General features: G+C 31.7%; 22 protein-coding genes, 1 CRISPR repeat array and 1 riboswitch. Of the genes, 3 read left to right on the forward strand and 19 right to left on the reverse strand.

Annotated elements, in window-relative coordinates:
* Nucleotides 1-5: 5 nt before the first annotated feature.
* The 11 genes from B9N53_RS07595 to B9N53_RS07645 form a co-directional block, all read right to left on the reverse strand.
* Nucleotides 6-197, reverse strand: a complete 192-nt coding sequence (locus tag B9N53_RS07595) for a hypothetical protein (protein ID WP_094204496.1) — start codon at nt 195-197, stop codon at nt 6-8.
* 432 nt (nt 198-629) lie between these two features.
* A CRISPR array of direct repeats spans nt 630-3,169; the repeat unit is 30 nt; unit sequence ATTTACATTCCACTCTGGTTAAATTTTAAT.
* 180 nt (nt 3,170-3,349) lie between these two features.
* Complete coding sequence (gene cas2 / locus B9N53_RS07600) at nt 3,350-3,625, reverse strand: CRISPR-associated endonuclease Cas2 (RefSeq protein ID WP_035109318.1); 276 nt, start codon at nt 3,623-3,625, stop codon at nt 3,350-3,352.
* 2 nt (nt 3,626-3,627) lie between these two features.
* Nucleotides 3,628-4,620, reverse strand: a complete 993-nt coding sequence (gene cas1b / locus B9N53_RS07605; protein WP_094204395.1) for a type I-B CRISPR-associated endonuclease Cas1b — start codon at nt 4,618-4,620, stop codon at nt 3,628-3,630.
* An 8-nt stretch (nt 4,621-4,628) separates the two neighbouring features.
* Complete coding sequence (locus B9N53_RS07610) at nt 4,629-5,126, reverse strand: CRISPR-associated protein Cas4 (protein WP_094204396.1); 498 nt, start codon at nt 5,124-5,126, stop codon at nt 4,629-4,631.
* Nucleotides 5,123-7,390, reverse strand: a complete 2,268-nt coding sequence (locus tag B9N53_RS07615) for a CRISPR-associated helicase/endonuclease Cas3 (protein WP_094204397.1) — start codon at nt 7,388-7,390, stop codon at nt 5,123-5,125. The genes B9N53_RS07610 and B9N53_RS07615 overlap by 4 nt, the downstream gene beginning before the upstream one ends.
* A 12-nt stretch (nt 7,391-7,402) precedes the next feature.
* Entirely contained in the window at nt 7,403-8,206 is an 804-nt protein-coding gene (cas5, locus tag B9N53_RS07620) for a CRISPR-associated protein Cas5 (RefSeq protein WP_242432451.1), read from the reverse strand.
* Entirely contained in the window at nt 8,184-9,065 is an 882-nt protein-coding gene (gene cas7i / locus B9N53_RS07625) for a type I-B CRISPR-associated protein Cas7/Cst2/DevR (protein ID WP_094204398.1), read from the reverse strand. The genes cas5 and cas7i overlap by 23 nt, the downstream gene beginning before the upstream one ends.
* 10 nt (nt 9,066-9,075) lie before the next feature.
* Nucleotides 9,076-10,857, reverse strand: coding sequence for a type I-B CRISPR-associated protein Cas8b1/Cst1 (gene cas8a1, locus B9N53_RS07630; protein WP_094204399.1), 1,782 nt, complete (start codon nt 10,855-10,857; stop codon nt 9,076-9,078).
* A gap of 9 nt (nt 10,858-10,866) precedes the next feature.
* Entirely contained in the window at nt 10,867-11,586 is a 720-nt protein-coding gene (gene cas6 / locus B9N53_RS07635; protein ID WP_094204400.1) for a CRISPR-associated endoribonuclease Cas6, read from the reverse strand.
* 228 nt (nt 11,587-11,814) lie between these two features.
* The gene (locus B9N53_RS07640; protein ID WP_094204401.1) at nt 11,815-13,425 is read right to left on the reverse strand and encodes a hypothetical protein; all 1,611 of its coding nucleotides are present in this window, start codon (nt 13,423-13,425) and stop codon (nt 11,815-11,817) included.
* Nucleotides 13,418-14,119 carry an ATP-binding cassette domain-containing protein gene (locus B9N53_RS07645; protein ID WP_094204402.1) on the reverse strand — a complete coding sequence of 234 codons (702 nt, stop codon included), beginning with the start codon at nt 14,117-14,119 and terminating at the stop codon, nt 13,418-13,420. The genes B9N53_RS07640 and B9N53_RS07645 overlap by 8 nt, the downstream gene beginning before the upstream one ends.
* 87 nt (nt 14,120-14,206) lie before the next feature.
* Here B9N53_RS07645 and B9N53_RS07650 point away from each other — a divergent pair, with 87 nt between their 5' ends.
* Both B9N53_RS07650 and B9N53_RS07655 read left to right on the forward strand, forming a co-directional pair.
* A complete protein-coding gene (locus B9N53_RS07650; RefSeq protein WP_094204403.1) occupies nt 14,207-14,767 on the forward strand; it encodes a CD3072 family TudS-related putative desulfidase in 561 nt (186 codons plus the stop codon).
* A gap of 111 nt (nt 14,768-14,878) precedes the next feature.
* Nucleotides 14,879-15,976: a cell wall-binding repeat-containing protein gene (locus tag B9N53_RS07655; RefSeq protein ID WP_094204404.1), complete on the forward strand. Its 1,098-nt coding sequence runs from the start codon at nt 14,879-14,881 to the stop codon at nt 15,974-15,976.
* Nucleotides 15,977-16,040: 64 nt separating this feature from the next.
* Here B9N53_RS07655 and B9N53_RS07660 read toward each other — a convergent pair whose 3' ends face one another.
* From B9N53_RS07660 to pflB, 7 genes are all read right to left on the reverse strand, one after another.
* Entirely contained in the window at nt 16,041-16,571 is a 531-nt protein-coding gene (locus B9N53_RS07660; protein ID WP_094204405.1) for a hypothetical protein, read from the reverse strand.
* Nucleotides 16,571-16,873, reverse strand: coding sequence for an MTH1187 family thiamine-binding protein (locus B9N53_RS07665; RefSeq protein WP_094204406.1), 303 nt, complete (start codon nt 16,871-16,873; stop codon nt 16,571-16,573). The genes B9N53_RS07660 and B9N53_RS07665 overlap by 1 nt, the downstream gene beginning before the upstream one ends.
* 20 nt (nt 16,874-16,893) lie before the next feature.
* On the reverse strand, nt 16,894-17,763 hold the full coding sequence (locus B9N53_RS07670; protein WP_094204407.1) for a D-alanyl-D-alanine carboxypeptidase family protein: 870 nt from the start codon (nt 17,761-17,763) through the stop codon (nt 16,894-16,896).
* 76 nt (nt 17,764-17,839) lie between these two features.
* Nucleotides 17,840-19,009 carry a cation:proton antiporter gene (locus tag B9N53_RS07675; protein ID WP_094204408.1) on the reverse strand — a complete coding sequence of 390 codons (1,170 nt, stop codon included), beginning with the start codon at nt 19,007-19,009 and terminating at the stop codon, nt 17,840-17,842.
* Nucleotides 19,010-19,050: 41 nt separating this feature from the next.
* A riboswitch (Fluoride riboswitch) is annotated at nt 19,051-19,125 on the reverse strand.
* On the reverse strand, nt 19,122-19,538 hold the full coding sequence (locus B9N53_RS07680) for a hypothetical protein (protein WP_094204409.1): 417 nt from the start codon (nt 19,536-19,538) through the stop codon (nt 19,122-19,124). Its footprint overlaps the riboswitch before it by 4 nt.
* 72 nt (nt 19,539-19,610) lie before the next feature.
* The gene (pflA, locus tag B9N53_RS07685) at nt 19,611-21,116 is read right to left on the reverse strand and encodes a pyruvate formate-lyase-activating protein (protein ID WP_094204410.1); all 1,506 of its coding nucleotides are present in this window, start codon (nt 21,114-21,116) and stop codon (nt 19,611-19,613) included.
* A 54-nt stretch (nt 21,117-21,170) separates the two neighbouring features.
* Nucleotides 21,171-23,447, reverse strand: coding sequence for a formate C-acetyltransferase (gene pflB, locus B9N53_RS07690; RefSeq protein WP_094204411.1), 2,277 nt, complete (start codon nt 23,445-23,447; stop codon nt 21,171-21,173).
* A 171-nt stretch (nt 23,448-23,618) separates the two neighbouring features.
* Here pflB and B9N53_RS07695 point away from each other — a divergent pair, with 171 nt between their 5' ends.
* The gene (locus B9N53_RS07695) at nt 23,619-24,131 is read left to right on the forward strand and encodes a hypothetical protein (RefSeq protein ID WP_094204412.1); all 513 of its coding nucleotides are present in this window, start codon (nt 23,619-23,621) and stop codon (nt 24,129-24,131) included.
* Between the two features lie 14 nt (nt 24,132-24,145).
* Here the strand turns inward: B9N53_RS07695 and B9N53_RS07700 are convergent, their stop codons facing one another.
* Complete coding sequence (locus tag B9N53_RS07700) at nt 24,146-25,006, reverse strand: neutral zinc metallopeptidase (protein ID WP_094204413.1); 861 nt, start codon at nt 25,004-25,006, stop codon at nt 24,146-24,148.
* Nucleotides 25,007-25,015 lie beyond the last annotated feature (9 nt).

Consider the following 25,015-nt stretch of genomic DNA (forward strand, 5'->3'; position numbering starts at 1 on the left):
AAGCTTTAATATAGTTGAGCATAGTATTCTTCCTTTGTTATATCTTCGGTATATATCGACTCCAAATCAATCTTAGAATAGAAATCATTAAATACTTCCTTACCATCTTTTATGCAGTAATACATGCCACCTTCACATTTTACATACTTTTTATAATCTGGACAATAATAATATACAGTTGGAGTTTTAAACTTCATAATCATTGATCCTTTCTTTTTTATGTTCCCTTTCTTTTACAAACCATGTACCAACTTTTATGTAAATATTCGATAAATTGAAATATATTTATATTATATCTTGTATCTCCTAGAGATCAAATATTATGATGATGATTTGTAAAATCTCTATTAAACACCTTTTCGCTTTTATATTGTATAGAAATTTTCAGTACTTTTTATACAATAATGATATATTTACATTCCATTCTGGTTTGATTTTAATTAAAAAATAGACAATGGCAAGAGGCAAGAGATCCTCAATTTACATTCCATTTTGGTTTGATTTTGATCAGTAAGTTGCGTTGTTAGTTACTTTTCTATGAAGATTTAAATTTCATTATGAGTAGGTTTTAATTGTCTTTTTAAGTCCATAGAACTCTGCTATCGTATATTTACATTCCACATAATATCATTTACATTCCACTCTGGTTAGATTTTAATTGAAGTATTGTATACTTTTAAATCTATTAGCTATCACATTTACATTCCACTTTGGTTAAATTTTAATTATATTCTTGCCAAGTAAATACTTTAAAAGTTCAAAATTCACATTCCATTCTGGTTAAATTTTAATTCATAAAGAATTTACCAATATTTATATAATCATTAATTTACATTCCACTCTGGTTAAATTTTAATCCCTCATCTGTGATAGGGTAAATAAAATAACTGTAATTTACATTCCACTCTGGTTAAATTTTAATATATTTACCACCATAATTTACATAAGTTTGATTATAGATATTTACATTCCACTCTGGTTAAATTTTAATTCTACATTTAAAACCTCTTTATATATTTGCTCTTGTGATTTACATTCCACTCTGGTTAAATTTTAATATGGTTATTGAAAAAGATGACGGTGGCTCTGGTGGTATTTACATTCCACTCTGGTTAAATTTTAATTGAGGATAAGGTAATGTCGAATTTAGTATTGATATTATTTACATTCCACTCTGGTTAAATTTTAATAACAATCGTGACGTACCCGCACAGCTTAGAGTGAAATTTACATTCCACTCTGGTTAAATTTTAATCCATATTCTGTCCCCTTCGCCATTATCCCAAGGAAGATTTACATTCCACTCTGGTTAAATTTTAATAATGAAAAAACAAAATCCTAGACGTTATCAAGTCGCATTTACATTCCACTCTGGTTAAATTTTAATTTGGAAGGTAAAAGCATTGCTAACATTACAAGAGATTTACATTCCACTCTGGTTAAATTTTAATAAAGCTAAAAGCGGAGCAATAACAGCCAAAATAACATTTACATTCCACTCTGGTTAAATTTTAATTCTTTACCTGGCATACCATTTTCACCATCAGCACCAGGATTTACATTCCACTCTGGTTAAATTTTAATAATATAATCATAACTTGTTACTTTGTTAATTTCAACATTTACATTCCACTCTGGTTAAATTTTAATTTTTTATATAAAGAAGACGGTCAAGGTGGTTTGACATTTACATTCCACTCTGGTTAAATTTTAATCAAACTTTTAAAAATTTGACCTTTTCGTATTGCCATATTTACATTCCACTCTGGTTAAATTTTAATGTGTCTTGATAAATTTGTGCATAATCATTAACTAAATTTACATTCCACTCTGGTTAAATTTTAATTAAATTGTTTTATTATTTCATTAAATCCAGTTATTAATTTACATTCCACTCTGGTTAAATTTTAATTCACCTAAAAAATGTTATTTAAATCATCTATTCTTATTTACATTCCACTCTGGTTAAATTTTAATTATCAAGTTTTTTCATTGCCTATTTCCTTTTAGTAAATTTACATTCCACTCTGGTTAAATTTTAATTGGAACAAAAATTGGCAGTAGAAAATTTGACGGAACATTTACATTTACATTCCACTCTGGTTAAATTTTAATTTTCCAGTTGGTAGTTTATAATTTAACATAATAGCATTTACATTCCACTCTGGTTAAATTTTAATCAATAAAATTGTCTATATGTGATATTTCGTTTACTAAATTTACATTCCACTCTGGTTAAATTTTAATATTGTTATTAATTTCACCTTGCATTTTATCAATGATATTTACATTCCACTCTGGTTAAATTTTAATTTATTTATAACAAGTTTTTTACTTAAATTTTCATAATTTACATTCCACTCTGGTTAAATTTTAATTAAGCCATTCTTTTAGGTCTTTGATGCCTCAAGAGAATTTACATTCCACTCTGGTTAAATTTTAATCTCATTATATGCAATGTCTATTTCTTGTTATGTAAATTTACATTCCACTCTGGTTAAATTTTAATCTGAACTCATAAATTGAAATAATAGGTCAACTTCGTTATTTACATTCCACTCTGGTTAAATTTTAATGTAGCTTTTCCATCTCTGTAGAGTTCTACTTCTATTATTTACATTCCACTCTGGTTAAATTTTAATCTTGGTTATTATCAGAAATACTTCCTCTAGCAACAATTTACATTCCACTCTGGTTAAATTTTAATTCATTTGCAATTGCTCAACTTTACGAAGAAAGTTTTATTTACATTCCACTCTGGTTAAATTTTAATTCAGTTTTAACAACTGCAAGAAAATCATCCCACATAAATTCATTTACATTCCACTCTGGTTAAATTTTAATAACATTTTCTCCAAGTAGATTGGGTCTATACTGTCATTTACATTCCACTCTGGTTAAATTTTAATGTTGTACTTTCTTCTACTGTATCAACAACTGTTTTATTTACATTCCACTCTGGTTAAATTTTAATCCCAATGTTTCGTGTGTCCTCCAACTGAATAATTATTTACATTCCACTCTGGTTAAATTTTAATATTTATATTACCCTTGATTTCTTTATTTTGGAAAACATTTACATTCCACTCTGGTTAAATTTTAATGTTGTACTTTCTTCTACTGTATCAACAACTGTTTTATTTACATTCCACTCTGGTTAAATTTTAATAGGTGTCCGTCTATGGCAGCATTTTCAATGCTTACAGACGGTGTTTCTGTCTATGTTATTTTTAAGTATATCAAATTTACGATTTTTTTGAAAATAATTCAATTCAACACAAAAAAATGTGTGATTTTAGGCGTTGTCGATCTACGTGTATTTTGTCTATACCGGTGATCGACAATTGTCTTAGATAAATTGCGGATCGTCAATTTCTGTTCCCAATATATCTTTTTCAAGCCATCTTTCGTTTCGACTTTTGAATATTATTACTGAATCTATTTTCTCATCGATTTCTTTTTGGATTTTCTTCTTCAACTTAAACAAATCCGATTCCAAGATTTCTCCTTCGAACACGGAGTTTTGGATATGGTTTAAGTATTGTTTGCATATTTTGAATACTCTGTTCCACCTTCGTTGTCCATTATTTTCATTTGAGATGTCATACACCAAAATTATATACATTTTTACCACCAAATTATAAACGGTTCATATCCTTTTTCACCAATAAAATGCTTCACCAATTTATAACATTCTAATCTGATTAGATATCTGTAGCTTACATTTCTAGATAAATCTTTGTGCTTTATCGTCCTTTGCAAAGTTTTATTGTATTCTTGCAATATTACCTTAGACCCTGATTCTTTCATGTACAAATAGTTTAATTCTTGACTAAAATGTTTGTCTTGTATCTGATTTTTGTTTAATAACGAAAATATTAATCTGTCAGCTATCAACGGTTTAAATATTTCCGCAATATCCAAACTCAGTGAATATCTTCTATCGCCAGGTTCATGGAGAAAACTAATCGTAGGATCAAGTTGAGTTTTGTAAATTTCGCCCAAAACAGTTGTGTAGACCAATGAGTTCAAATACGAAATCAAAGTATTCACGATATTATCTGGTGGTCTTTTGACTCTTTTTTCAAAATCAATCTCTTGATTAATAATTGTGCTCCACGATTTGTAATATGTTTTGTGAATATTACCCTCCATACCCATAAGTTCTTGCACATCTCTTGCTTTGTCTAAGTTTTTTAAGTAATAATTAATCTCATTCATATACTCTTCAAGATCTTTGCCTCTGCTGTTATAATATCTAAGATTTCTGTATATATTTTTACCTGCACCCTCCACAAATTTCATCGCTAGTCGTAGTCTTTTTTCATCGTCCAAATAAAATTGGGCTTGTTTAACTGTTACTTTCCCAGAAACTTTTGATTTTTTGGGCATCAAACTTGCACTGTAGAAATCATAGTAGTTAAAAAAATGAACGATTATATCATTATGAGACAGAAAATCTATTAATTTAGAATTAATACTAACCTCTCCAAAAAGATAAATCTCTGATACCATATTGACTGGAATGTCCCTCTTCTCGCCATCAACCGTGCAAAATTGAAGAGTATTATCTTTTCTTTTCAGTTCCCCATTTTGATAAACATACAAACTATTCTTCATAAAATCTCCTATATTTTGCACAAATCTTCAAATGCGCAACTCTTACAAATATTCTTAACTTCAAATTCAGGCGGAAATTCACACGAAACTATCCTTTTTATTTCCTCGATAGATTTATCTAAAATAATCTCATCCTCTTTGGATAATTCAACTTCCACCGTTTTCCTCAAAAGAGGATAATCTATTTTCGCATTCAAATTATCGATATTACGTTTTTTCAAATAATACAAATAATATTTGACTTGCCAAATCGAAGCCTTCTCAATCTTTCTACTTTTCTTAATCTCGTGAATAGTATTTGAATTCTCGATAAAATCCAAGTTAATCTCGTTATTAATCATAATGTGTTTTCTGTTTTTTATATAAGAAGATTCATCTACAAATTTACCAACAGAAACATTCTCGTTCTCCGATTCCATAGATATGTTTTGGCAAGAATACCACAACTTCCTTTTGCAAACAAAATAATAGTAAATCATGAGCCCAGTAACCTTATCTTCTGTCATATAAATATTCCTCCTGAATTAGGTTGTGCTGCCGAAATTCCAAAATCATAACTATAATTACAATCTACAACTTGAATTTTTTCATAACTACTTAATTCAATAATATTTGTGATACTATGCTTATAAACATTAGCAAATTCTTCATAACCTAATGTTAATGTGTATTTGTAAATATTTTGTCGTGCGATAACTCTCTTTGAAATATTATTCTTGAAATCATTTAATTCCTCTAAACAGTTGAGAATCTCTTCTTTGTTTTCGTCATATACTGTTTTAGGCATTACAGTTACAGATGCTATTTCTCTAAAATTTTGTTGAGCTTCTTTTTTGTCTGTTTCAGCTGGAAGATATAGTTCTGGTTTGTCAATAAAATGAGTTATTGTTTTATAATATTTTGTATTCTTAATATTTTTATAAGAATAGATAGATTCTACCAATTTCATTTTTTCTTCTTCAGTGATTTTAGAAGAATGAGAAGCAAAAAATCGTCTTAGATTTTGCTTAGAAATGTTAAAAATTTCCTCATCTATAACACTTGAGACTCCTGAACATTTCTTTTCTCCTCCATCAAACACGTAGCAATTATATCCTTCATCTGACCATTCTCGTTTTCTGTAACACCTTCCAAACCTTTGAAACAGGCTATTAACATCGGATAATTCAGTTATTAAGATGTCAAAATCAATATCCAATGATGCTTCTGCTACCGATGTTGTTATCCATATCCCTACATCAGTATTTCTTTTTCCGTTTTTAAATAGCTTACCAAATTCTAATATGTCTGCTTCTTTTTTCTCTCTGTCTTTTTTGATAAATTTCGAATGAAACATATTTACAGGAATTTCTCTATCCTTCAATTCTGTATACAAGCTTTGACATTCTTTTACCGTATTACAAATTACCAAAATTCTATTATCATAATATTTTTGTTCAATAAAATCAGAGTTTATTTTCTCTTCAATCCATTTAACGCTGTGTCTAATTTTACCTTTATCAACAAATGGAGCCGGACTCATTTTGTATTTCAATCCATATTCATTCATTAATTGCTTCAAAAATCCAGGAAAAGTTGCCGTTACTATAGCAAACTTTCCCCCGATATTTTGAATCATCATAAGCCCTGCAATTAAATAACCTATCAACTCAGGTCCATACATTTGTATTTCATCGATTACAACTTTTGAATAGGACAATGTCGCAAGTACACTTTCGTAATTTCTATATTTAAATACTATCGTGAATAATTGATCCAAAGTACTTACAGTTATTGGCAATGACAGCTGCCTAGTTTTTGTAAAGTAACCTTCTATATCTGCGGTTGTCTCGTTTTCTGAAGAGTTATTGTAATAAAAAGATTTGGTATCTCCATGAAGCAGCGCTATCCTTTCATTAATTTTTTCTCCATTTAATATATCGAATTTAAGACGATTATATATAGCATTGTTTGCTGTTCTTATCGGTAATGTAAAAAAACCCTTATTATTACCAATCCATAACAATGAACCTTCTGTTTTTCCCATTCCTGTTTGTGCTATTATCACTAAGTTTTCATTGCTATTCTCTTTCATAAAAAGTTGCAAATCATTCCATTTGGGTTCTGGATTTCCTTTTTCAATTTCTTTTTTCTTTAATTTTTCCATAAAAAGTTCAAGATATTCTTCCAAAAAATCATTTTTATTTTCAACTTTTATGTGTGCACTTGCTGCATAATCTAATCGATTTAGTAACCCTTTAAGGATAATATACTTTTTCAGAAACTTTGTCTGATCTTCAATTGTGCTATTATCTAATAATCTTTCCTTAAATTCCACTAATTTAATATCGTCAAGTTTATCGTAACGGAAATTTTCTAGTTCTAATTTTAAACTATCAATTTGATTTGTAACTTTACTTTTATTTACATTATCCAAAGATTTTCGATGGTGATGATAATATACACTTTGATAAAGCAATGAAACTTCTTCCGAAGAAAAACCTAGTTTTCTGAGTTTTTTAGTATCAATAAATAATGTACTTAGTACTCCGTGTGGAAATTCTTCATTATTCGTTATACTATCAGATAAATTTTTGTCTACTTTTTTCTGGAAGCTTATAGAAATTTTACCCAAGTCATGATATAAACAAGCGTAATACAACAAATCAAAATTAACATTTATATTAGGATATATCGATTTTAAAATTTCCAATTGTTTTAAAAGATTATCTGTATGTTGTTGTATGGTTTCTTCTGGATTTGATTTTGCCAAATATCTGTTATGATGCATTCAATTCTCCTTTTATGCAAAAAACACCAAATCTCCCGTATCATCCATTAAAATCTCAAAATCAGAATCTGCATAAATATGGGATGTGTACAGCACTTCTATTTTATTCCATATTCTAAATTTTTTAGGATTCTTTTTGTTTCCGTAATCTACGCTCTCGTAATCTTTGTTCAAGATATATTTTGTACCTCTATGAGGAACTCCTGATTTTGCTTTTGATCTGTAGATCGAATTATTCAAATAGTTATACTTATCCGAATCAAAATCTTTACTGCTTTCAGAAAATTTTAAAGGAATATATGCATACATATCTTTATCCAAATACACACTTCTCTCTACATCGCATTCTTTGACTTCAACAATTTTTACATCATCTATTATTACTAAGTCCTCTCTTCTTCCTAAAGATGGATACTCCCATGGTCTTTTAAATGCTTCATAAATTTCTGTTACTTGATCTTGATTTTTTGGCATTACGTGAATAACTAGTTCTACTTGTGAAAGCAACTCAGTTGTAGATATACCTCTTCCTACACCAAATCCATCAACGTTTATTTGGTGTCTTGACGCTTCAAATTTGTATCCATTTTTGAACTCATATCTTGTGTACAAGTCATTAACCTTAGAAACATACTTACCTTGAACACTTATATTCATATGTTGGTATTGAGAGTATCTGCACATATTATGAACCATTCCAATTATCGTAGAATAAGGCGGAAGAGGATAAGTTTCTTTTATTTGAAAACTCATTGGTTTTCTATAATTTACTAAATCTTGAGATAAATGTAGTTTAACAGCCTTCATAATATTCATTAACCTTATCTTTAATAACCTTAAAGAATTCAGACATTGATATAGTATTCAATTCGTTTTTTATTTGTGAATCATTTTCGAATTTCTTTGATAAAACCGCACAATAAGTTTCTTTTTCTACGCTTTCTGGCATTGCTTCTCTTATTGCTTCAACATCAATGTTTTTATCTTTTACATCTACCAAATTATGGAAAAATGGATTTTTAGTATTATAAACACCACCAATAACGAATAATGGTTTTAAGTCTTCCCTTCTTCCCCTTATATCTCTGTAAAGCATAGATACTGTATCCAATAGTTTATTTACTCTTCGTGCTTTTTCTTCTTTTGGAAGATTAATATCATAGACTTCATCTATCCCAATTTGGTCCAAATCACAAGTGATAGTATATTTATATAATGATTTATGGATTTCAGATTGCGCTAAATTCATGTTTTCAGATAATCTATCTGCTAAACCCTTGTTAGTTAGAAAATCCAAATCTCCCTTGTATGTTTCTAATGATGTTGCATTTGATAACCTAACTTTAGCGCTTCTCTTTTTACCGCCAGTATTTTTTTCTGTTTTTAAATATCCAAAAAAGTCTATTTCAGGATATTTCTCAATAGTTGCATCCTTACTAAATTGTACAACCTTTTTTTCACCTTTTCCTTCAGCACTTACTGGGGCTAAGTCTTCTCCTAATTGCTCAACAATATTATATCTAATGGCTTGTCTAGAAATGTATGAATATTGTTCCCCGTTATTTCTCGCAACTTTCTTTAATGATGCCACATTTCCAATTGATTCTCCATAATTAGCACTTTCAGCCTCAAATATTATTGTTAGTGTTAATCCTTTTGGTTTTAATTTACTCATTTGTATCCTCCTATTTATTTTCTTCTTTATCTTTGCTTTCTTCTTTTATATAGCCTATCATTCCAGTAATAAAAGCATATCCAATATTTTTAAATACTAAATCATCTTCCAAATTTTCAGCAAATATTTTTGGGATACTTTTACCAACATACATATAAGCATTAATCAACGTATCCATAAAAGAATGCTTGTTATTAGTTTTAAGTGCATTTAACATTCTGTAAGCTATGCCGTTAAGCTTTTTATTATATGCTAAATTATTATTCTTTTTATTATCTTCATTTTCACTAGATTCTTGTTGTAATACTTCGTCAATTTCCACTTTACCTTTTCCTGAAATATTGTATGCTTTTTGAAGATAGTGCCCAGCAATTCTAGCTTCGTCAACTAAATTATTTTCTAGTTTTTTCACGTAACCTGCCTCCTCTAAATATTTAATATTAATTTTTAATATACTTGAAACAATACCCGCCTTATAATATGTGCTATCAGGCATTGATAGCTTGTAATGAAGTAATTTTTGTACTAACAGGAATTGATTTTGATTATTTAATAACTTTTCCATTACATCATTGTAGATATACTTATCATTAGAATTTTCGCTATATTTCCCTTGTTTTATCGTGTTCAATTCAGTTTTGCAACTGGATATCGTCTCCACTACAACTTTGTTAATTATGCTGAAGTAATATTTTATAGAGTCTTTATCTACATCTCTATAAAACCTAACCACTTGAACATCTGATAGTTCATACTGAGAGTTCTCATTTAAATTCTCATTCATGTTATCTTGTATTGATTTATAAATAGATATTCCTGAGTAACTATTTTCATGTATCTCAAAATTTATCTTCTTGTTAATTTTAATTAAATCGTTCAAGTCCATTGAATAGTTAATAAAAATTCCTTTATTGAATGCATAATTAATACCAGCTGGTACACATGAATACACCAATCTACATATCGGACAAATAGCTACATAATTATTAAAATCCCATACATGAGATGTCTTTCTATTTGTATCAAATCCCATTTCTCGTATGAAACCAATATCTGAATTCAAGTCTTTTATTTTAGAAGAACAAGCCAAACATTGATACTTATACTTTGTTTTATTTTCGTCTATGTCTTCTATATATTCTATTGCTGGATTAACAAAATAATCTTGGTATTCATCATACATTTCTGGATTTTTGCATTGACGATTTAAAAAGCTGACTCCGTCCCATGCATTTCTAATTATGTTATAAATCGCATTTTTCGCTCCAATGTATTTAATTGCATCATCGCTTTTAAAATAGCTAATTATTTCTTTCATTGTAGCTATCTGACTCTTTATATCTTCTATTCTATCTAAAATCTTTTCTTTTTTCTTTAGTTTGATTTTTTGAAGATTTTTTTCTAATAATTCAGGATCTACATTTCCCCCTATCAATTTATAAGCACTTTTGTAGCTATTACTTTTTATATACTTCTTGAAATTTTCAATGTGCAAATTAAGTAAATCAAGTTCCTTTTTCTCAAATTTTCCGTAGTCATTTTCAATCCAGTTGTCTAATAATTTTTCTGCGTTTATAATTCTGAATAATGAGAAAGTATCCTTGTAGGTTTCTATCAAATAATTAAAAAACATATCTGAGAATCCTTTTAGCAATTCGACAGGAAATTTTATTTCATCCGAGCTCACTTCTATCTGATCTTTATATCCAGCTTTTTCCAATATATTGTATAAACCACAAATACCAGCATTTTTTAGCCAATCATCAGATCTTATTGTTATTATTTCTCCCAAACTAACCTCCTACATTAAATTCAACATCCCAAAACCTGCTGATTTTAAAGATCCTATTCCGCTTTTATGCAAATGATTAAGAATATATGGTTTTGCTTTAATATCAAATATGCAAAGATTTGATTGAATCCAAATGTCATAGTATTTTATTACTGTTTTCTTATTAGAAATAATTCTCACATCAATATTATCAACATCATACTTAGATTCTGGTAACTCTTCTAAAAGTTGATTTTTTAAATTTCTTATGAAAATTTCCTTCCCTTTTTGGTCGCAAATATCATAGTACCAGGTATTTGAGTTGTCTTCGTGATCTCTAATCACTAAAGGTGACATAGTTTTAAAAACTACCTCATTGTCTATAATATTTTTTTCCTTAATCATTTCAATTTGTTTAATACTTAATTCAATATTTTTGTACAAATAAGGATGTGATTTTCCTTCAACCATAGCATTGTAAAATTCAATGCCAAAAATCATATCAGATGTTGAAAAATACAAAATTATGGTTTTATCTGGAATATTGATGAAATCATTTTCAAACTTTGCGTTTTTTAAATAAAGCGAGAAAGTTGATTTTTTTCTGTCTACATTTCCTTTTTTGTACATTTTTTCATAGAATTCTTTATTGCTTCGTTCTAGATAATGTTTTAAAAATGATAATATCATCCTGTTTTTATCTATTGGGATATTTGAAGTATTTAAATCAATACTTATTTTAAATCGCATTTTGTTTCGCCTCCTTTTTATATCGTCCCTGTATTAGTAATACTATCACCGAAAAATTAAAAAGTCAACTGGTTTTTAAAAAAATTTTATGATAGAATATTTTTATCAAAATATACTCATACTGAAATGTAAATGTATTTGTAATTATTAATTCACAATAAAATCTAACCAAAATGAAAAAAACAAGCCTTCCGGCTTGTTTTTTAATTTAATATTGTATTTTCATTTCTAACTTTTCTTCAAGTTAAATGTTTTATCACCTTTAGCCAACACCAAGAAATATCCTACAACTGTATAAATCACGCAGATTGCCAAGGCTACTAATCCGATGTTCCATTTTAGTTTTATTTGAAGGAACATTATTGCCCAGAAAAGTAGTGATTCAACGGTGTTGAGTATTGAGTAGACTATGTTTTTGCTTTTGAGTCCGACTGTGAACGGTTGAAGCAGCATATACATGTAGAGTTGTTTGACTGATTGATACAAGTATATTATGATGACTGCAACTACAGCATTCACTAACAAATTTGTTGTCAATATTTTGGCTGCAAACATCCAGCTTAATATCAATAATAACAATAGCGAAAATTGTAGTGCGTTGTCTTTTAAATTTTGTTTTATTCTGAAATTTAGTGTGTCCTTGATGTTTTGTTTGTGTGTGTAGATCATTTGTTTCATCAAGTATCTGTCCATATTCAAAAACATAAATCTGTTAAATGATTCTGGCACTGCTATTTGAATTCCGAAATACAACAAGATTATTGGAAATGTTGAGACCAATATCTTCAAATCACTTGGTTTGGGATTGATTGTGAGTCCTTTTAATACGAAAAACCCAATTACACCAATTGCTAAAATAATTCCCGAACGAATTAGAATCATTTTTTTGTATTTGTGTTTGAATCTATAGCGGAATAATTTGTTGATGTATTCTATTCCGTTGTAATTATCGTAAATTTTCCCGTTTTCTTGCGCTATTTTTTCGTCGTCGATTTGGTATCCGACTGTGTTGATGTCTTTGAATGTGTTGTCGCGGTCGATTATGGATTTATTCGTGATTTCAATTCTTGCAATGCCTCTGATTTTGTCAGTTTTTGAAATCAGAACAGCTCCGATAATGTATGCAACAATCCCGAAAATTAGCGCATAAGTTGAGTAGAATATTTCTACAAAGGTTTTGGATTTCGTGCTATGCAATACCAAAATCCCCATTCCCAATAGCAAAATTGCACACATGCAGAAGTAGTTTTCGGTTAAATGTTTTTTGCTTTTTGTAGAATACACCAAGATATTGATGTATTTGATTAATTTTCTAAATCCAAGGCAAAACGCGCACACATTAAGCGCATACATTGGATTGATATCGAAGATAGCGAAAAATATCGCTACGATTATTCCTGTTACAACTAAGCTAATATCTGACAAATAATCCTGTAAAATCGTATATTTCTTAGCGTCAAGCTTCAATGCTTTGACACAAATCGAATCGCTATTATCGAAACTTACGTACATAAATTGAGAAATCATACTTCCGATTACAACAGACAAATAAAACAGCGATATAAGTATATTTTCTTGAATCGTTCCTTTGAAAATCTTCGCAGCTGCTATAGTTGCTATTCCGTAAACTGCTGCGCAGTACAAAATTTTGTAAAATAATGTTTTAAGTACAAATGAAATGTAGAAAATCGCAGAATAGCCAAAGCTCAGTACGTCATTTCCGTAAATATCCGCAGGTATGATTTTCTTGAAAATTTTGAGTTTACGAAGCTGATACACTGTCTGATTGAGCTTCATCTTCATAATCAGTTTCAAATAAGTTTTAAGATAATTACTCATCTGAATCATCCTTTAAAATGTCGTAAAGTTCTGCGTCAAATTTCTCATCGTTTTTGTCCAAATCCAATTTTTGTAACTTTTTGTGATGAAGCAGCACGATTTCTTCGCTCATTTGTTTTGCCAAATCCAACATGTGTGTCGACAACACAATGATTCGCCCTTGTGATTTCAGTTCCATCAATAATTTTTTGATTTGTGTGCTGATTACAACGTCCAAGCTTGTCAATGGTTCGTCCAATAGCAAAACTTTCGGTCTTGATATGAAAAGTGTTATCAAAGATATTTTGCTTTTCATTCCGTGCGAATAATCTTTGATTAATCTATTTTGATCTTTTTTCGAAAATTCCATCATATCCATGTAATCTTCCACAGTTTTTATATCGTTTGGAGAATTTATGTCACGATAGAATTTGATGTATTCATATCCTGTCAGAAATTCCGGCAAGAAATTTTCAGAAAAAAGCATTCCTATATCTTCTTTTTTAAGTTTCTCAGTTACACCTTCGTTTTCCAAGTAGAATTCTCCCGAATCAAAATCTATCTCATCGTATAAGACGTTGAACAAAGTTGTCTTTCCGGCTCCATTTCTACCCAAAACAGAAGTGATGACTCCTTCTTTGAATTCGTAATTTACTTCGTCTAGCACCAATTTATCGTCGTATTTTTTAGTCAAATTTTTGATTACTAATTTCATAAACGTCCTCCTGTTTACTAATGTATTAATTATACCATACATTGTAATGTCTGAAAAATATGCTATAATTATTTTACAGAGGTGCGTATGCAAGAATATAAGAATATAATTTTGGTGTCACATTGTTTATTGAACGAACTTGCGGTTGTCAAAAACGATGCTGGCAGAAAAGATAATTTGAGTTTGATCAAAAATTTAATGAAAATGAACGTGGGAATTTTTCAACTTCCTTGTCCAGAAAACAGAATGTACGGGCCCAATCGCTGGGGAAGCGTGTATGAACAATTCGACAATAATTTTTACAGAAATACAAGCCGTGAATTGTTAAATCCAATTGTCGACGAAATCTTCGATTACATCAAAGACGGCGTAAACTTTTTGGGAGTTATAGGAATTGATGGCTCTCCAAGTTGTGGAATTGGACTTACTTGCAAATCAGAAGAATTCAAAGGAGAAATCTCCGCTATAAAAGACATTGCTCACTGTGTAAATTCCGTAGAAATGACAGATGACAAGGGCGTTTTCATGGAAGAATTGGAAAAATTATTCAAAAAGAAAAAAATCGATGCGAAATTTTACGGCTACAACGACGAGAACGTAGATGAAATAACAGAAAAAATCGAAGAATCAATAAAAAATAACGCATAATATACGCATTTTTTAATTGCAAATTTGAATTTCTACAATTTTTCAACTTGCGTTCTTTCAAAATAAAAGTATGATATAATTGAGATATAGAATAAATAAAGGAGATTTGTTATGAATTTAAAAAAGAAATTATTAGTAGCAGCTCTTGCTACATCTATGGTTTTGCCTACAGTATCTATGGCTTCAAAATTAAACGTTCAAAGATACTCTGGAAGTAGCCGTGTTGAAACTGCAGTTAACGTTAGTAAGGATCAATTCTCATCAGCAAAATCAGCTATCTTGGTTAACCAATTAGCATTCCCTGATGCTTTGAGTGCAACAGTTCTAAGCAAAGGAACTATGCCAGTATTATTCTCAGAATCAAACAACATCAGCGCTGATACATTAAACCAATTAAAATCAATGGGCGTTGAAAATGTTTATGTTTTGGGTGGAGAAAAATCCGTATCAAGCGCAGTTGTAAATTCTGTAAAATCAGCTACTAACGCAAAAGTTGTTAGAATTAACGGAGCTGACAGATACAAAACAAACGCTCAAACAATCAAAGACAATGTAAAACAAACTTCAGAAGTTGTAATCGCAAGTGGCGAAATCTACGTTGACGCATTATACGGAGTAAGCTATGCAAACAAAGTTAACGCTCCAGTTATGTTAGTTCAAAAGAACAACATTCCAGCAGAAACTTTGAAAGTTTTAAAATCAATGAATGTAACTAGAATTACAATCATCGGTGGAGAAAAAACTATAACTCCTAAATTAGAAAAAGAATTATCAGAAATAGCTGTTGTAGACAGAATCGCTGGATCAAACAGATACGAAGGTTCATTGAAGGTAGCTAAGGAAGTTTACGGAGACAAACTTCAAACTGCATTAGTAGCTAGTGGAGAAAACTTCGCAGACGCATTAGTAGCTGCACCAGTAAGTCAAAAATTGGACGCTCCAATCTTACTTGCATCCAAGAATTCAATCGAAAGTTCTATCGTTTCTTACTTAAGAGACAACAAAGAATTAGCAAACATCAAAGTATTTGGTGGAGTTAACGCTATTGGATCAAAAGTATTCAAAGATTTGGAAAACTCTTATTATACAGTAGGTGAAAATGGAGAAAAAGTTATCGACGGTGGTACAATCATCGTAGAAAAAGTTAAAAACAATTCTACTGACAAACCAACTGCAACAACTCCTGTTGAAACTGGAACACAAAAATAATCTATAAAAACAAAACTGTGTGAAGTCAAATTCACACAGTTTTTTTAATTGAAATTTTTAATTATCAGCTAAACAAATTATAAAACACATTCGTCGGTATCAAAAACAGATACGGTGCTGTTATTATTGACAAAGTCATGGATACTTTTTTGATTTGAGATTCTGACAAATCGGTGTGTCTGAATGAAAATTTGCGGTTGAATATATACACCAAATATCCCGCGAACACTACTGCTAAAATCATGACTAAAATTCCCCAAGGTGTTTCGTAATAATCGTTCAATATCGGAATTGAAATATTATCGTAGAACCATTTTGCAATATTATTTCCCTTTCCATTAATCCCGAATGATAAAATCATCAAAACAGCCGTAGCGATTATATCTGCTACAAATCCCAGTGCCACAGTCTTTGCGAGTGATTTTTTGATGACAGACATCGGGTTTTCGATTTTAATTAATTTCAAAGCCAACAAAGTTACCAAGAAATCCACCAAAATATTCAACGGTACAATCGCAACCCAAGTTACTGGATAAAGCCACACAATCCAGACTGGAAATATCAAATTATACAGTTTTATAGATTTTTTGTTCATTATTTTAACTTTCTATTTACAGAATCCAGTTTTTGCTCAAACGAAGCATCCTTGTCTCTTCTGTCGTCAATTTTAATCACAGAATACACTCTGTCAACGCCTTCGTTGAACACAGATTCTTGCATATTGCGAACAGCTTTCAACAATTCGTCGATGTCTCCTTGCATCACAGTTCCCATTGGATTCAATTCAACTTTTATATTTTCTTTATTTCTCACATTGTCGTACGCCTTAGCAACGTATTGTGATAAACTTGTAGTTTGTGTTCCAATTGGAACTAATGTTAATTCTAAAATAGCCATTGTAATCTCCTTATAAATTTTTATAAATTCTTCAAAATCTTAATCGTATCTTGGATTTGTCCATCTCCAGGATGTTTAATATCATCAAAATCAACACCCATCACAATAATGATGTATTTCTTGCCATTTTTTTCAGACAAAGTCGCCCAGCAAAGCCCTGCTTTTTCAGTGGTACCACTTTTGCCACCGATAATTTTGAAACCATCTTGATCGTAATCTTTCAGTCTTCCAAGAACTGTACTTTCGATTTCAATTCCTTTTGGATGATCCAAAGTTTTCGTGGAAGTGTACTTATCGGTCGTGAAAATCTTGTAAAATTTTTCATTTTTCAATGAATTTTTCAACAAAAACGCCATGTCTTTTGCGCTTGAATAATGATCGTCCTCATCCATTCCCTCAGAATTTTTGAAATTCGTATTATTCAAGCCCATACTCTTCGCGTTTTCGTTCATCAAATCCACAAATTTTTCCTTGGAACCACTTACATTAATCGCCAAGCTGTCTGCACATTCTCCGGCAGAGGCAAGCATCGTTCCATACAACAAATCCTCAAAAGTAGTGGGCTCGTTACCATAAAAACCTGCCATTGAAGCGTTTTGTGCGACAAGTTTTTGATAGCTTTTCTTATCTATCGGAGCTTTTTTATCAAAATCTTCAATTTTTCCTATAGCTGTATGCACTGTCATCATCTTGGTCAAAGAAGCAGGATACACTTTCTTGTCTGGATTTTTGGAGAAAATTTCCTTTTCATCGTCAATTGAGTAAACGTAAATGCAATCTGCGTTAAAGCTAAGCTTGTCAAATTTATTCGCATTCGCAACCTTGAAAATGAAACACAATCCAACCACAATCAACAGCGTAACTCCCGCTATCTCAAGTTTCTTTTTCATAATTCACCCCGTTTGTTCATTTCAATTATACCACTAATCCTTGCAAATAAATCTCATTTGACAAATCTTAACATTTTTATCGTGTCAACAATTTCTTATACAAATTATCCACCATTATCGCTCCAAATGGTGCAGTAATCAAGATAGAAATAACAGCTACAGTCAATGCCATGTCCCCCACTTTCAATCCCATTGATAGAGGAATCGCACCGATGGCTGCTTGAACTGTCGCCTTTGGGGTGTAGGCTATCATGCAGAATAATCTTTCTTTTGGAGTTAGTTTTGTTTTCAAAACAGATGCATACACGCCCACCATTCTGATCATCAATGCACAAATCACCAAAACGACCACCATAATCCCTGAATTTATCGCGTATTTTACATTCACAGTCGCACCTACTAATACGAACAAGAATATTTCTGCGCCAACCCACAATTTATTGTACTTTTCTGATAATCTTTCCGCCAAATCTTCGTAAATCTTCTTCACAACCATAGACATCGCCATTATTGCGATGAGTCCCGAAAATGGAATTGGCGTGATTTTCTCCAATTCTAAAAGCAAGAACGAAATACTCAACACAATCAAAACTTTCACAGTGTCACGCATGTGAAATCTTTTGAAAAATTTCACCAACAAAAATCCTATTCCAGCTCCCACGACACTTCCAATCAAAATAGAAAAAGGAATGGCGATGAATTTGAACACATTGATGTCTCCTGTTTGCGCGAGAGATGTCAAAGATGTAAACACAACGATGCAGAAAACATCGTCGCAGCTACTTCCAGCCAAGATAAGTTGTGGGATTTTGTGCTCATCTCCGTATCCTTCTTCTATAAGTCGTATCATTCGTGGAACGACAACTGCAGGAGACACTGCAGCGATTATCGATCCGATTATGAATGCGTCCAACACATCCACCTTCAAAAATATCGGTGCCAAAATTCCCACAGCGCACATTTCAAAAACTGCCGGAACGAAACACATTAACACTGCCGGTCGTCCGATTTTTTTCAAATCATCGATGTCCAGTGACAATCCTGCACGAGTCAAGATTATTACTAGTGCGATTGTTCTAATTTCAGATGAAATATCCAGTATTTTTTTGTCGATAAGATTCATCGCGAATGGTCCAAGAGTTATTCCCACGATTAAAAATGCCAATATCGGTGGCAATTTTATTTTTTTGAAAAATTTTCCTAACAACAAGGACAAAATAATTATAATTGCTATACTTTTTAACATAAAATTTCTCCTTTATATAATAAAAAAGCTGATGATATCTGTAAAAAACAGAAGTCATCAGCAAATTTTTTGCGTTTTAGTTATTAACAAGGGAGTACTTCATTCCCCACATTTATTTCCATGAAAGTTCAAACTTACCACATGCTTTGTTGTAGTTAAAAACCAAGCGGTATTTCTCAGATTCGTTCAAATAATCAGACGAGTATCCATTCATCTTGTTCAATTCGAACACTGTGTTTCCCAATGAATCTATGAGGCTCACTGTAACGTTGCCGCTTTCCAATTCATTGTCCAACTTAAAATCATAAAATCCACTTTTTTTGACTTTGAATACTTTTGTAGCTTTTCCGCTAGTTTTTTTCAAACTTGCGTGGATATTGTCCTCCAAAATTCCTTGTGTTTGATAAAACCACAAGGCAGACATGCTCCTAAAATATCCAACTCCATTCATATACATAAAGTATACTACTGCAACAATTGCAATTACCGAAAAAATAATTAACGTGCTCGGCTCACCGGGTAAATCCATAATAAAAAATCCTCCATATATTTCAAAATTTCTGATAATAATATACCACAACGCCAAATTTTTTACAATAAACTACAACACCAATTCTTCTAATATTTTGACATTTTTAATCACAATAACCTTGGTTCCAATCAAATCGATATATCCAAGCTTTTTGAATTCGCCTAATTTTCTAGTAATAGTTTCTCTTGTAAGTCCAGAATAATTCCCAAGTTCTTCTCTGTTCATCGCAAGGTCTAGTCTTATTCCGTCCTTAGTTTCCACGCCCATTGTATCTTTTAATCGTAATAAAAGCGCCGCAGTTTTCATAGTTGCATTGCTGGTGGATAATCTTTGCACCAAATCTTCTGCAAGTCTAATTCTTTCGAAACTTTTTTTCAAAATTTTAGTGAGAGCAAGTGGCGAATTTATCAAATATTTATTGAAAATATCCCTAGGAATCATAATAACTTCACAGTCTGTCAACGCTTGACCCATGTAGATGTATTCCACATCTTCCAAAATATTATGTCCACCCACAAAATCATTTTCGTGATACAAATACAAAATTTGTTCTCTTCCATCAATCGTATTGTGAAAAACTTTTATCGTACCTTTGTGGATTACATACATATTTTCGGCAGAATCTCCCGGTTTAAAGATGTAGTCTTCTGCTTTTAGTTTAAGAAATTTCATTTTTCTAATAGCTTCATCGTAATCGACATTGTCAATTCCTTTGAAAAGCTCCACATCTTTTATAGCTTCCAACAAGTATTTTTTATCATCTTCCATATCAAATTGCTCCTCTGTTATTTTCTTAGCTTGAAAATTCAAAGCCTCATCACGTCTGCTGTCGCTTACAGTCTTTGCAAATTGTGCATTAACGTATTTTTCAAATTTTTCGGCAGTTTTTTTATCCATTGCTTCGACATTTTCAAGGAAGTATTTTCTACCCAAATTTTCGTATTTGTATACTCCACCTAAATGATATGGTAAAATTTCAATTCTTTCAACCATATTTTTTATTTTATCTAAAGATTCTACAAACTTATCCATTTCTTCGTAGTTATCAGTAAATCCAGGAACCATGACATGTCTAGCCCAAATATTTCCACAAAATCCATTAGATTCTAAATCATTTACAAATTCTAGGAAATTTTTGTCTTCCATAAATGTAATTTGTTTGTACAATTTAGAGTCGAAAGCTTTGAAATCAAGTAGCATTGTGTCGATATAAGGAAGAATTTCTGAGTAGTATCTTTTATCGCCAACACCTGATGTATCCAAGCAAGTGTTAAAGCCTTCTTGTTTGAGTCTTTTCACCAATTCTTTTAAGAATTCTCCCTGTAACAGAGGTTCTCCTCCAGAAATCGTGACTCCACCTTCTTGTCCGTGATACGACTTGTATCTTTTCGCTATTTTTATAATTTCATCTACAGTGTATTCTTTTCCACCATGTATGTTTTTAGAATCTGGATTGTGACAGTAAACGCATTTCAATGGACAACCTTGCAAGAAAAATATAGTTCTGTTTCCCGGTCCATCGACAAGTCCCATAGTTTCTATAGAATGCACGTAACCTTTTATTTCATTGTCCATAATTTTCTCCCATCGTCAAAAAGGGCATACAAATATGCCCTTAATAAAATTTATTTATACAAACTCATGGAATGTTCTGTTGATTACATCTAGTTGATGTTCGCGGTCCAATTGGTTAAATCTTACAGCATATCCCGAAACTCTTATAGTTAAGTTTGGATATTTTTCTGGATTTTCCATCGCGTCTTCCAACAATTCACGATCCATTACGTTAACGTTCAAATGGAAAGCGTCTTGGTTGAAATATCCATTCATGATGTTTGTCAAGTTTGTTATTCTTTCTTCTTCGTTTTTGCCAAGCGCATTTGGAATGATTGAGAATGTATTTGAAATGCCGTCTTGATTTACGTTCTTGTAAGGCATTTTTGCTACAGAGTTCAATGAAGCAAGTGCTCCTGATTTGTCTGCTCCATTCATTGGGTTTGCTCCTGGTGCAAATGGTTCGCCTTTTTTACGTCCGTCTGGTGTGCTTCCAGTTTTCTTACCGTAAGTTACATTTGATGTGATTGTCAACAAACTCAAAGTGTGCTCTGCGTTTCTGTAAGCTTTTGTTTTTCTCAAAGATTCTATGAAGTATTTGCTTATAGCGATTGCCAAATCATCTGCTCTGTCATCGTCATTTCCGTATCTTGGGAAATCTCCTTCAACTTCAAAATCGACAGCCAATCCGTTTTCGTCTCTGATTGGTTTTACTTTAGCATATTTTATAGCTGACAATGAATCTGCTGCAATGGCAATTCCTGCGATACCAAATGCTATGAATCTGTGAACTTCTGGATCGTGAAGAGCCATTTGTCCTTTTTCATAAGCGTATTTGTCGTGCATGAAGTGAATTGTGTTCATTGTATTCACATAAACTTTCGCAAGTTTATCGATTACTTTTTTGTAATTTTCAAGAACTTTATCGTAATCCAAAATTTCTGAATCGTCTCTTTCAATTCCATCGATAACAGTTACGATATCGCCTGTTTTCTTGTCTCTGTAAACTTCGTCTACACCACCGTTGATTGAATACAAAAGTGCTTTTGCAAGGTTTGCTCTCGCTCCGAAATATTGCATTTGTTTTCCAACTTGCATTGCAGATACACAACATGCTATTGCGTAGTCGTCTCCGTAAACATCACGCATTACATCGTCGTTTTCGTATTGAATGGAAGCTGTTTTGATACTCATCATTGAACAGAAATCCTTGAAAGCGCGTGGCAAATTATCTGACCACAATACTGTCATGTTTGGTTCTGGTGATGTGTCGATATTGATTAAAGTGTGCAAAAATCTGAATGAAGTTTTTGTAACCAAAGTTCTTCCATCAACGCCCATTCCACCGATTGATTCTGTAACCCAAGTAGGATCTCCAGCGAATAATTCATCGTATTCAGGAGTACGAAGATGTCTAACCATTCTAAGTTTGATAACTAATTGATCCACCAATTCTTGTGCGTGGTCTTCATCCAAAATCCCCTTGTCCATATCTCTTTTGATATAAATATCTAAGAATGCTGTGTTTCTTCCGATTGACATCGCAGCTCCGTTGTTTTCTTTTACAGCTGCCAAATATCCAAAATACAACCATTGAACAGCTTCAGTCGCATTCATTGCTGGTCTTGAAATATCAAATCCGTAACTCATTGCCATGTCTTTTATTTCATCGAAAGCTCTGATTTGTTCAGAAAATTCTTCACGTCTACGAATGATTTCTTCAGTAGCATCTCCTGTCAAGTTTTCCTTGTCTCTGATTCTCATAGCTTTCAAATAATCGATACCGTACAAAGCAATTCTTCTGTAATCGCCGATAATTCTTCCTCTTCCGTACGCATCAGGAAGTCCTGTCAACAAACCAACTGATCTGAAAGTTCTCATTTCTTTTGTGTAAGCGTCAAAAGTTCCTTGGTTGTGTGTTTTTCTGTATTCGTTGAATTTTTCTTTTATAACTGGATCCATTTCCAAATCATAAGCCTCCAAAGAATTTTCAACCATTCTGAAACCACCATATGGATTCATAATTCTTTTCATAGGTTCATCTGTTTGTAATCCAAAAACAACTTCATTGTCCTTATCGATATATCCTGCATCGAAATTATTAATTCCGCTGAATCTTTCAAGGTCTACCTTGATTTTCTTAGATTTTACTTCTTCAACGATCATATCGTTTACTTCGTTCCACAAAGTTTTAGTTTTTTGTGTTGGACCTACTAGGAAAGAATCGTCCCCTTCGTATGGAGTGTAGTTTTGTTGAATAAAATCTCTCACATTGATTTCATCTGCCCAGTCTCCATCATTGAAACCTTCCCAAGCTTTTTTGAATTGTTCATTATCGAATAAATTGCTCATACATATCTCCTTTTCTTATTTTTAACGTTATATTAAGTATATGTTAAGGCAATTTTAAATACTGTGATTATAATCACTCCGTGATAATTTTTATCATAGAAATCTTACAATATTTCAATATTGCTTGTAAATAAGTAAAAAATAGGATATATTTTAAATACGGAGGGTTTTATGAGAATAAAAATATCTAACAGTAAACTAATAATTCTTGCAATTCTAACATTTGTGATAGAGACAATCGCCGTTGCCTGCACACAAAATCTCACAGGAATTAATAGAATTTTCATTATAATTTCATTTACTTTAATCACAACGTTCGCACTTTTTCTAAGTTATATCTTGATTCAAGTGCTTCACAATATGATAATGGATAGAAAAATCGCCGGTGAAATCAGAAAATACATGCTGGATTACGAACAAAATGGAAATTTGGACAAATTATTTCAAAATTTCAAAAAGATAAAAGACAAACCAAAAACAGATTATGCAAAAAGCTTGTATTATTTTAACTTGGCGATAGCCTATGTGGAAGATCATCAATTCCAAAAAGCACGTGAAGTTTTGCAAAAATCCACTTTACAAAAATACAACCAATCATTTAATCAGATTTTCAAAATGCTTTTGAATGATATCGACAAACACGAAAAAGAATACAACGAATCTAAAAAAACGCCAGAAAATTAATTCTGGCGTTTCGTTTATTGAATTCTAAGTCCCATTTCACCGAATGAATCTGCGTGTTCAAAATCGTGGTATTTAAATCCTCGTTGGAACCATTCGTTTCTTAGTTCAGATGAACCGTGTGTAAATTTTTCCGGTTGGACGTATCCTTGTCCCATTTTTTGAATGTGATCATCGCCGACACTTTGGACTGCACTTATCGCTTCCTCAATGTCTCCTTCTTCCAAATATCCTTTTTCTTTAATATAATAACTGAACACTCCCGCAAAATAATCTGCCTGAATTTCCAATGCTACAGAATATTTGTTGGCGTCTTTTTCGTTCAATCTACGTTGAATATTGTGAACTCTATCCAAAATTCCCAGTTCTTTTTGGACGTGGTGGCCAACTTCGTGCGCCAATACATAAGCCATCGCATAGTCTCCACCGTCAGCTCCAAGTTTTTTCGTCAACATATTGTAGAAAGTTACATCCATGTAGACTGTCTGATCCAACGAACAATAAAACGGTCCGACGTTTTTGTCAGCATTTCCGCAACCCGTTGACACTGCTCCCTCAAAGAAATGAAGCTTTGGTTCGTTGTATGATTTGTTTATTTCAGAAAATTTTTCGTGCCACACATCTTCTGTGTCTTTCAACACAACGCTTAGCATCTTTTCAGCTTCTTCAACTTCCTTGCTACTCGCTTTTTCAGATTTATTTACTTGTTGTTCTTGTTGTGTTCTGTTTTGTTCATTGATAATATCGCGTGGATTTCCTCCAAACAAAGAATACACAATCACAAGCAAAAGCAGTCCGACTCCGCCGATTTTAACCGGTCCTCCACCGGATGAACCTCTGCTTACATTTGAACTTCCTTCTCTACCTTGCCATTTCATATTTTGCCC

Origin of the sequence: Finegoldia magna (assembly GCF_002243175.1) — a bacterium.
In the GTDB taxonomy this organism is placed as follows: domain Bacteria; phylum Bacillota; class Clostridia; order Tissierellales; family Peptoniphilaceae; genus Finegoldia; species Finegoldia magna_J.

Coding starts and splice junctions, on each gene's coding strand:
- B9N53_RS07595 (WP_094204496.1), bottom strand. CDS start 197: ATGAAGTTTAAAACTCCAACTGTATATTATTATTGTCCAGATTATAAA.
- cas2 (WP_035109318.1), bottom strand. CDS start 3,625: ATGTATATAATTTTGGTGTATGACATCTCAAATGAAAATAATGGACAA.
- cas1b (WP_094204395.1), bottom strand. CDS start 4,620: ATGAAGAATAGTTTGTATGTTTATCAAAATGGGGAACTGAAAAGAAAA.
- B9N53_RS07610 (WP_094204396.1), bottom strand. CDS start 5,126: ATGACAGAAGATAAGGTTACTGGGCTCATGATTTACTATTATTTTGTT.
- B9N53_RS07615 (WP_094204397.1), bottom strand. CDS start 7,390: ATGCATCATAACAGATATTTGGCAAAATCAAATCCAGAAGAAACCATA.
- cas5 (WP_242432451.1), bottom strand. CDS start 8,206: ATGAATATTATGAAGGCTGTTAAACTACATTTATCTCAAGATTTAGTA.
- cas7i (WP_094204398.1), bottom strand. CDS start 9,065: ATGAGTAAATTAAAACCAAAAGGATTAACACTAACAATAATATTTGAG.
- cas6 (WP_094204400.1), bottom strand. CDS start 11,586: ATGCGATTTAAAATAAGTATTGATTTAAATACTTCAAATATCCCAATA.
- B9N53_RS07640 (WP_094204401.1), bottom strand. CDS start 13,425: ATGAGTAATTATCTTAAAACTTATTTGAAACTGATTATGAAGATGAAG.
- B9N53_RS07645 (WP_094204402.1), bottom strand. CDS start 14,119: ATGAAATTAGTAATCAAAAATTTGACTAAAAAATACGACGATAAATTG.
- B9N53_RS07650 (WP_094204403.1), top strand. CDS start 14,207: ATGCAAGAATATAAGAATATAATTTTGGTGTCACATTGTTTATTGAAC.
- B9N53_RS07655 (WP_094204404.1), top strand. CDS start 14,879: ATGAATTTAAAAAAGAAATTATTAGTAGCAGCTCTTGCTACATCTATG.
- B9N53_RS07660 (WP_094204405.1), bottom strand. CDS start 16,571: ATGAACAAAAAATCTATAAAACTGTATAATTTGATATTTCCAGTCTGG.
- B9N53_RS07665 (WP_094204406.1), bottom strand. CDS start 16,873: ATGGCTATTTTAGAATTAACATTAGTTCCAATTGGAACACAAACTACA.
- B9N53_RS07670 (WP_094204407.1), bottom strand. CDS start 17,763: ATGAAAAAGAAACTTGAGATAGCGGGAGTTACGCTGTTGATTGTGGTT.
- B9N53_RS07675 (WP_094204408.1), bottom strand. CDS start 19,009: ATGTTAAAAAGTATAGCAATTATAATTATTTTGTCCTTGTTGTTAGGA.
- B9N53_RS07680 (WP_094204409.1), bottom strand. CDS start 19,538: ATGGATTTACCCGGTGAGCCGAGCACGTTAATTATTTTTTCGGTAATT.
- pflA (WP_094204410.1), bottom strand. CDS start 21,116: ATGGACAATGAAATAAAAGGTTACGTGCATTCTATAGAAACTATGGGA.
- pflB (WP_094204411.1), bottom strand. CDS start 23,447: ATGAGCAATTTATTCGATAATGAACAATTCAAAAAAGCTTGGGAAGGT.
- B9N53_RS07695 (WP_094204412.1), top strand. CDS start 23,619: ATGAGAATAAAAATATCTAACAGTAAACTAATAATTCTTGCAATTCTA.
- B9N53_RS07700 (WP_094204413.1), bottom strand. CDS start 25,006: ATGAAATGGCAAGGTAGAGAAGGAAGTTCAAATGTAAGCAGAGGTTCA.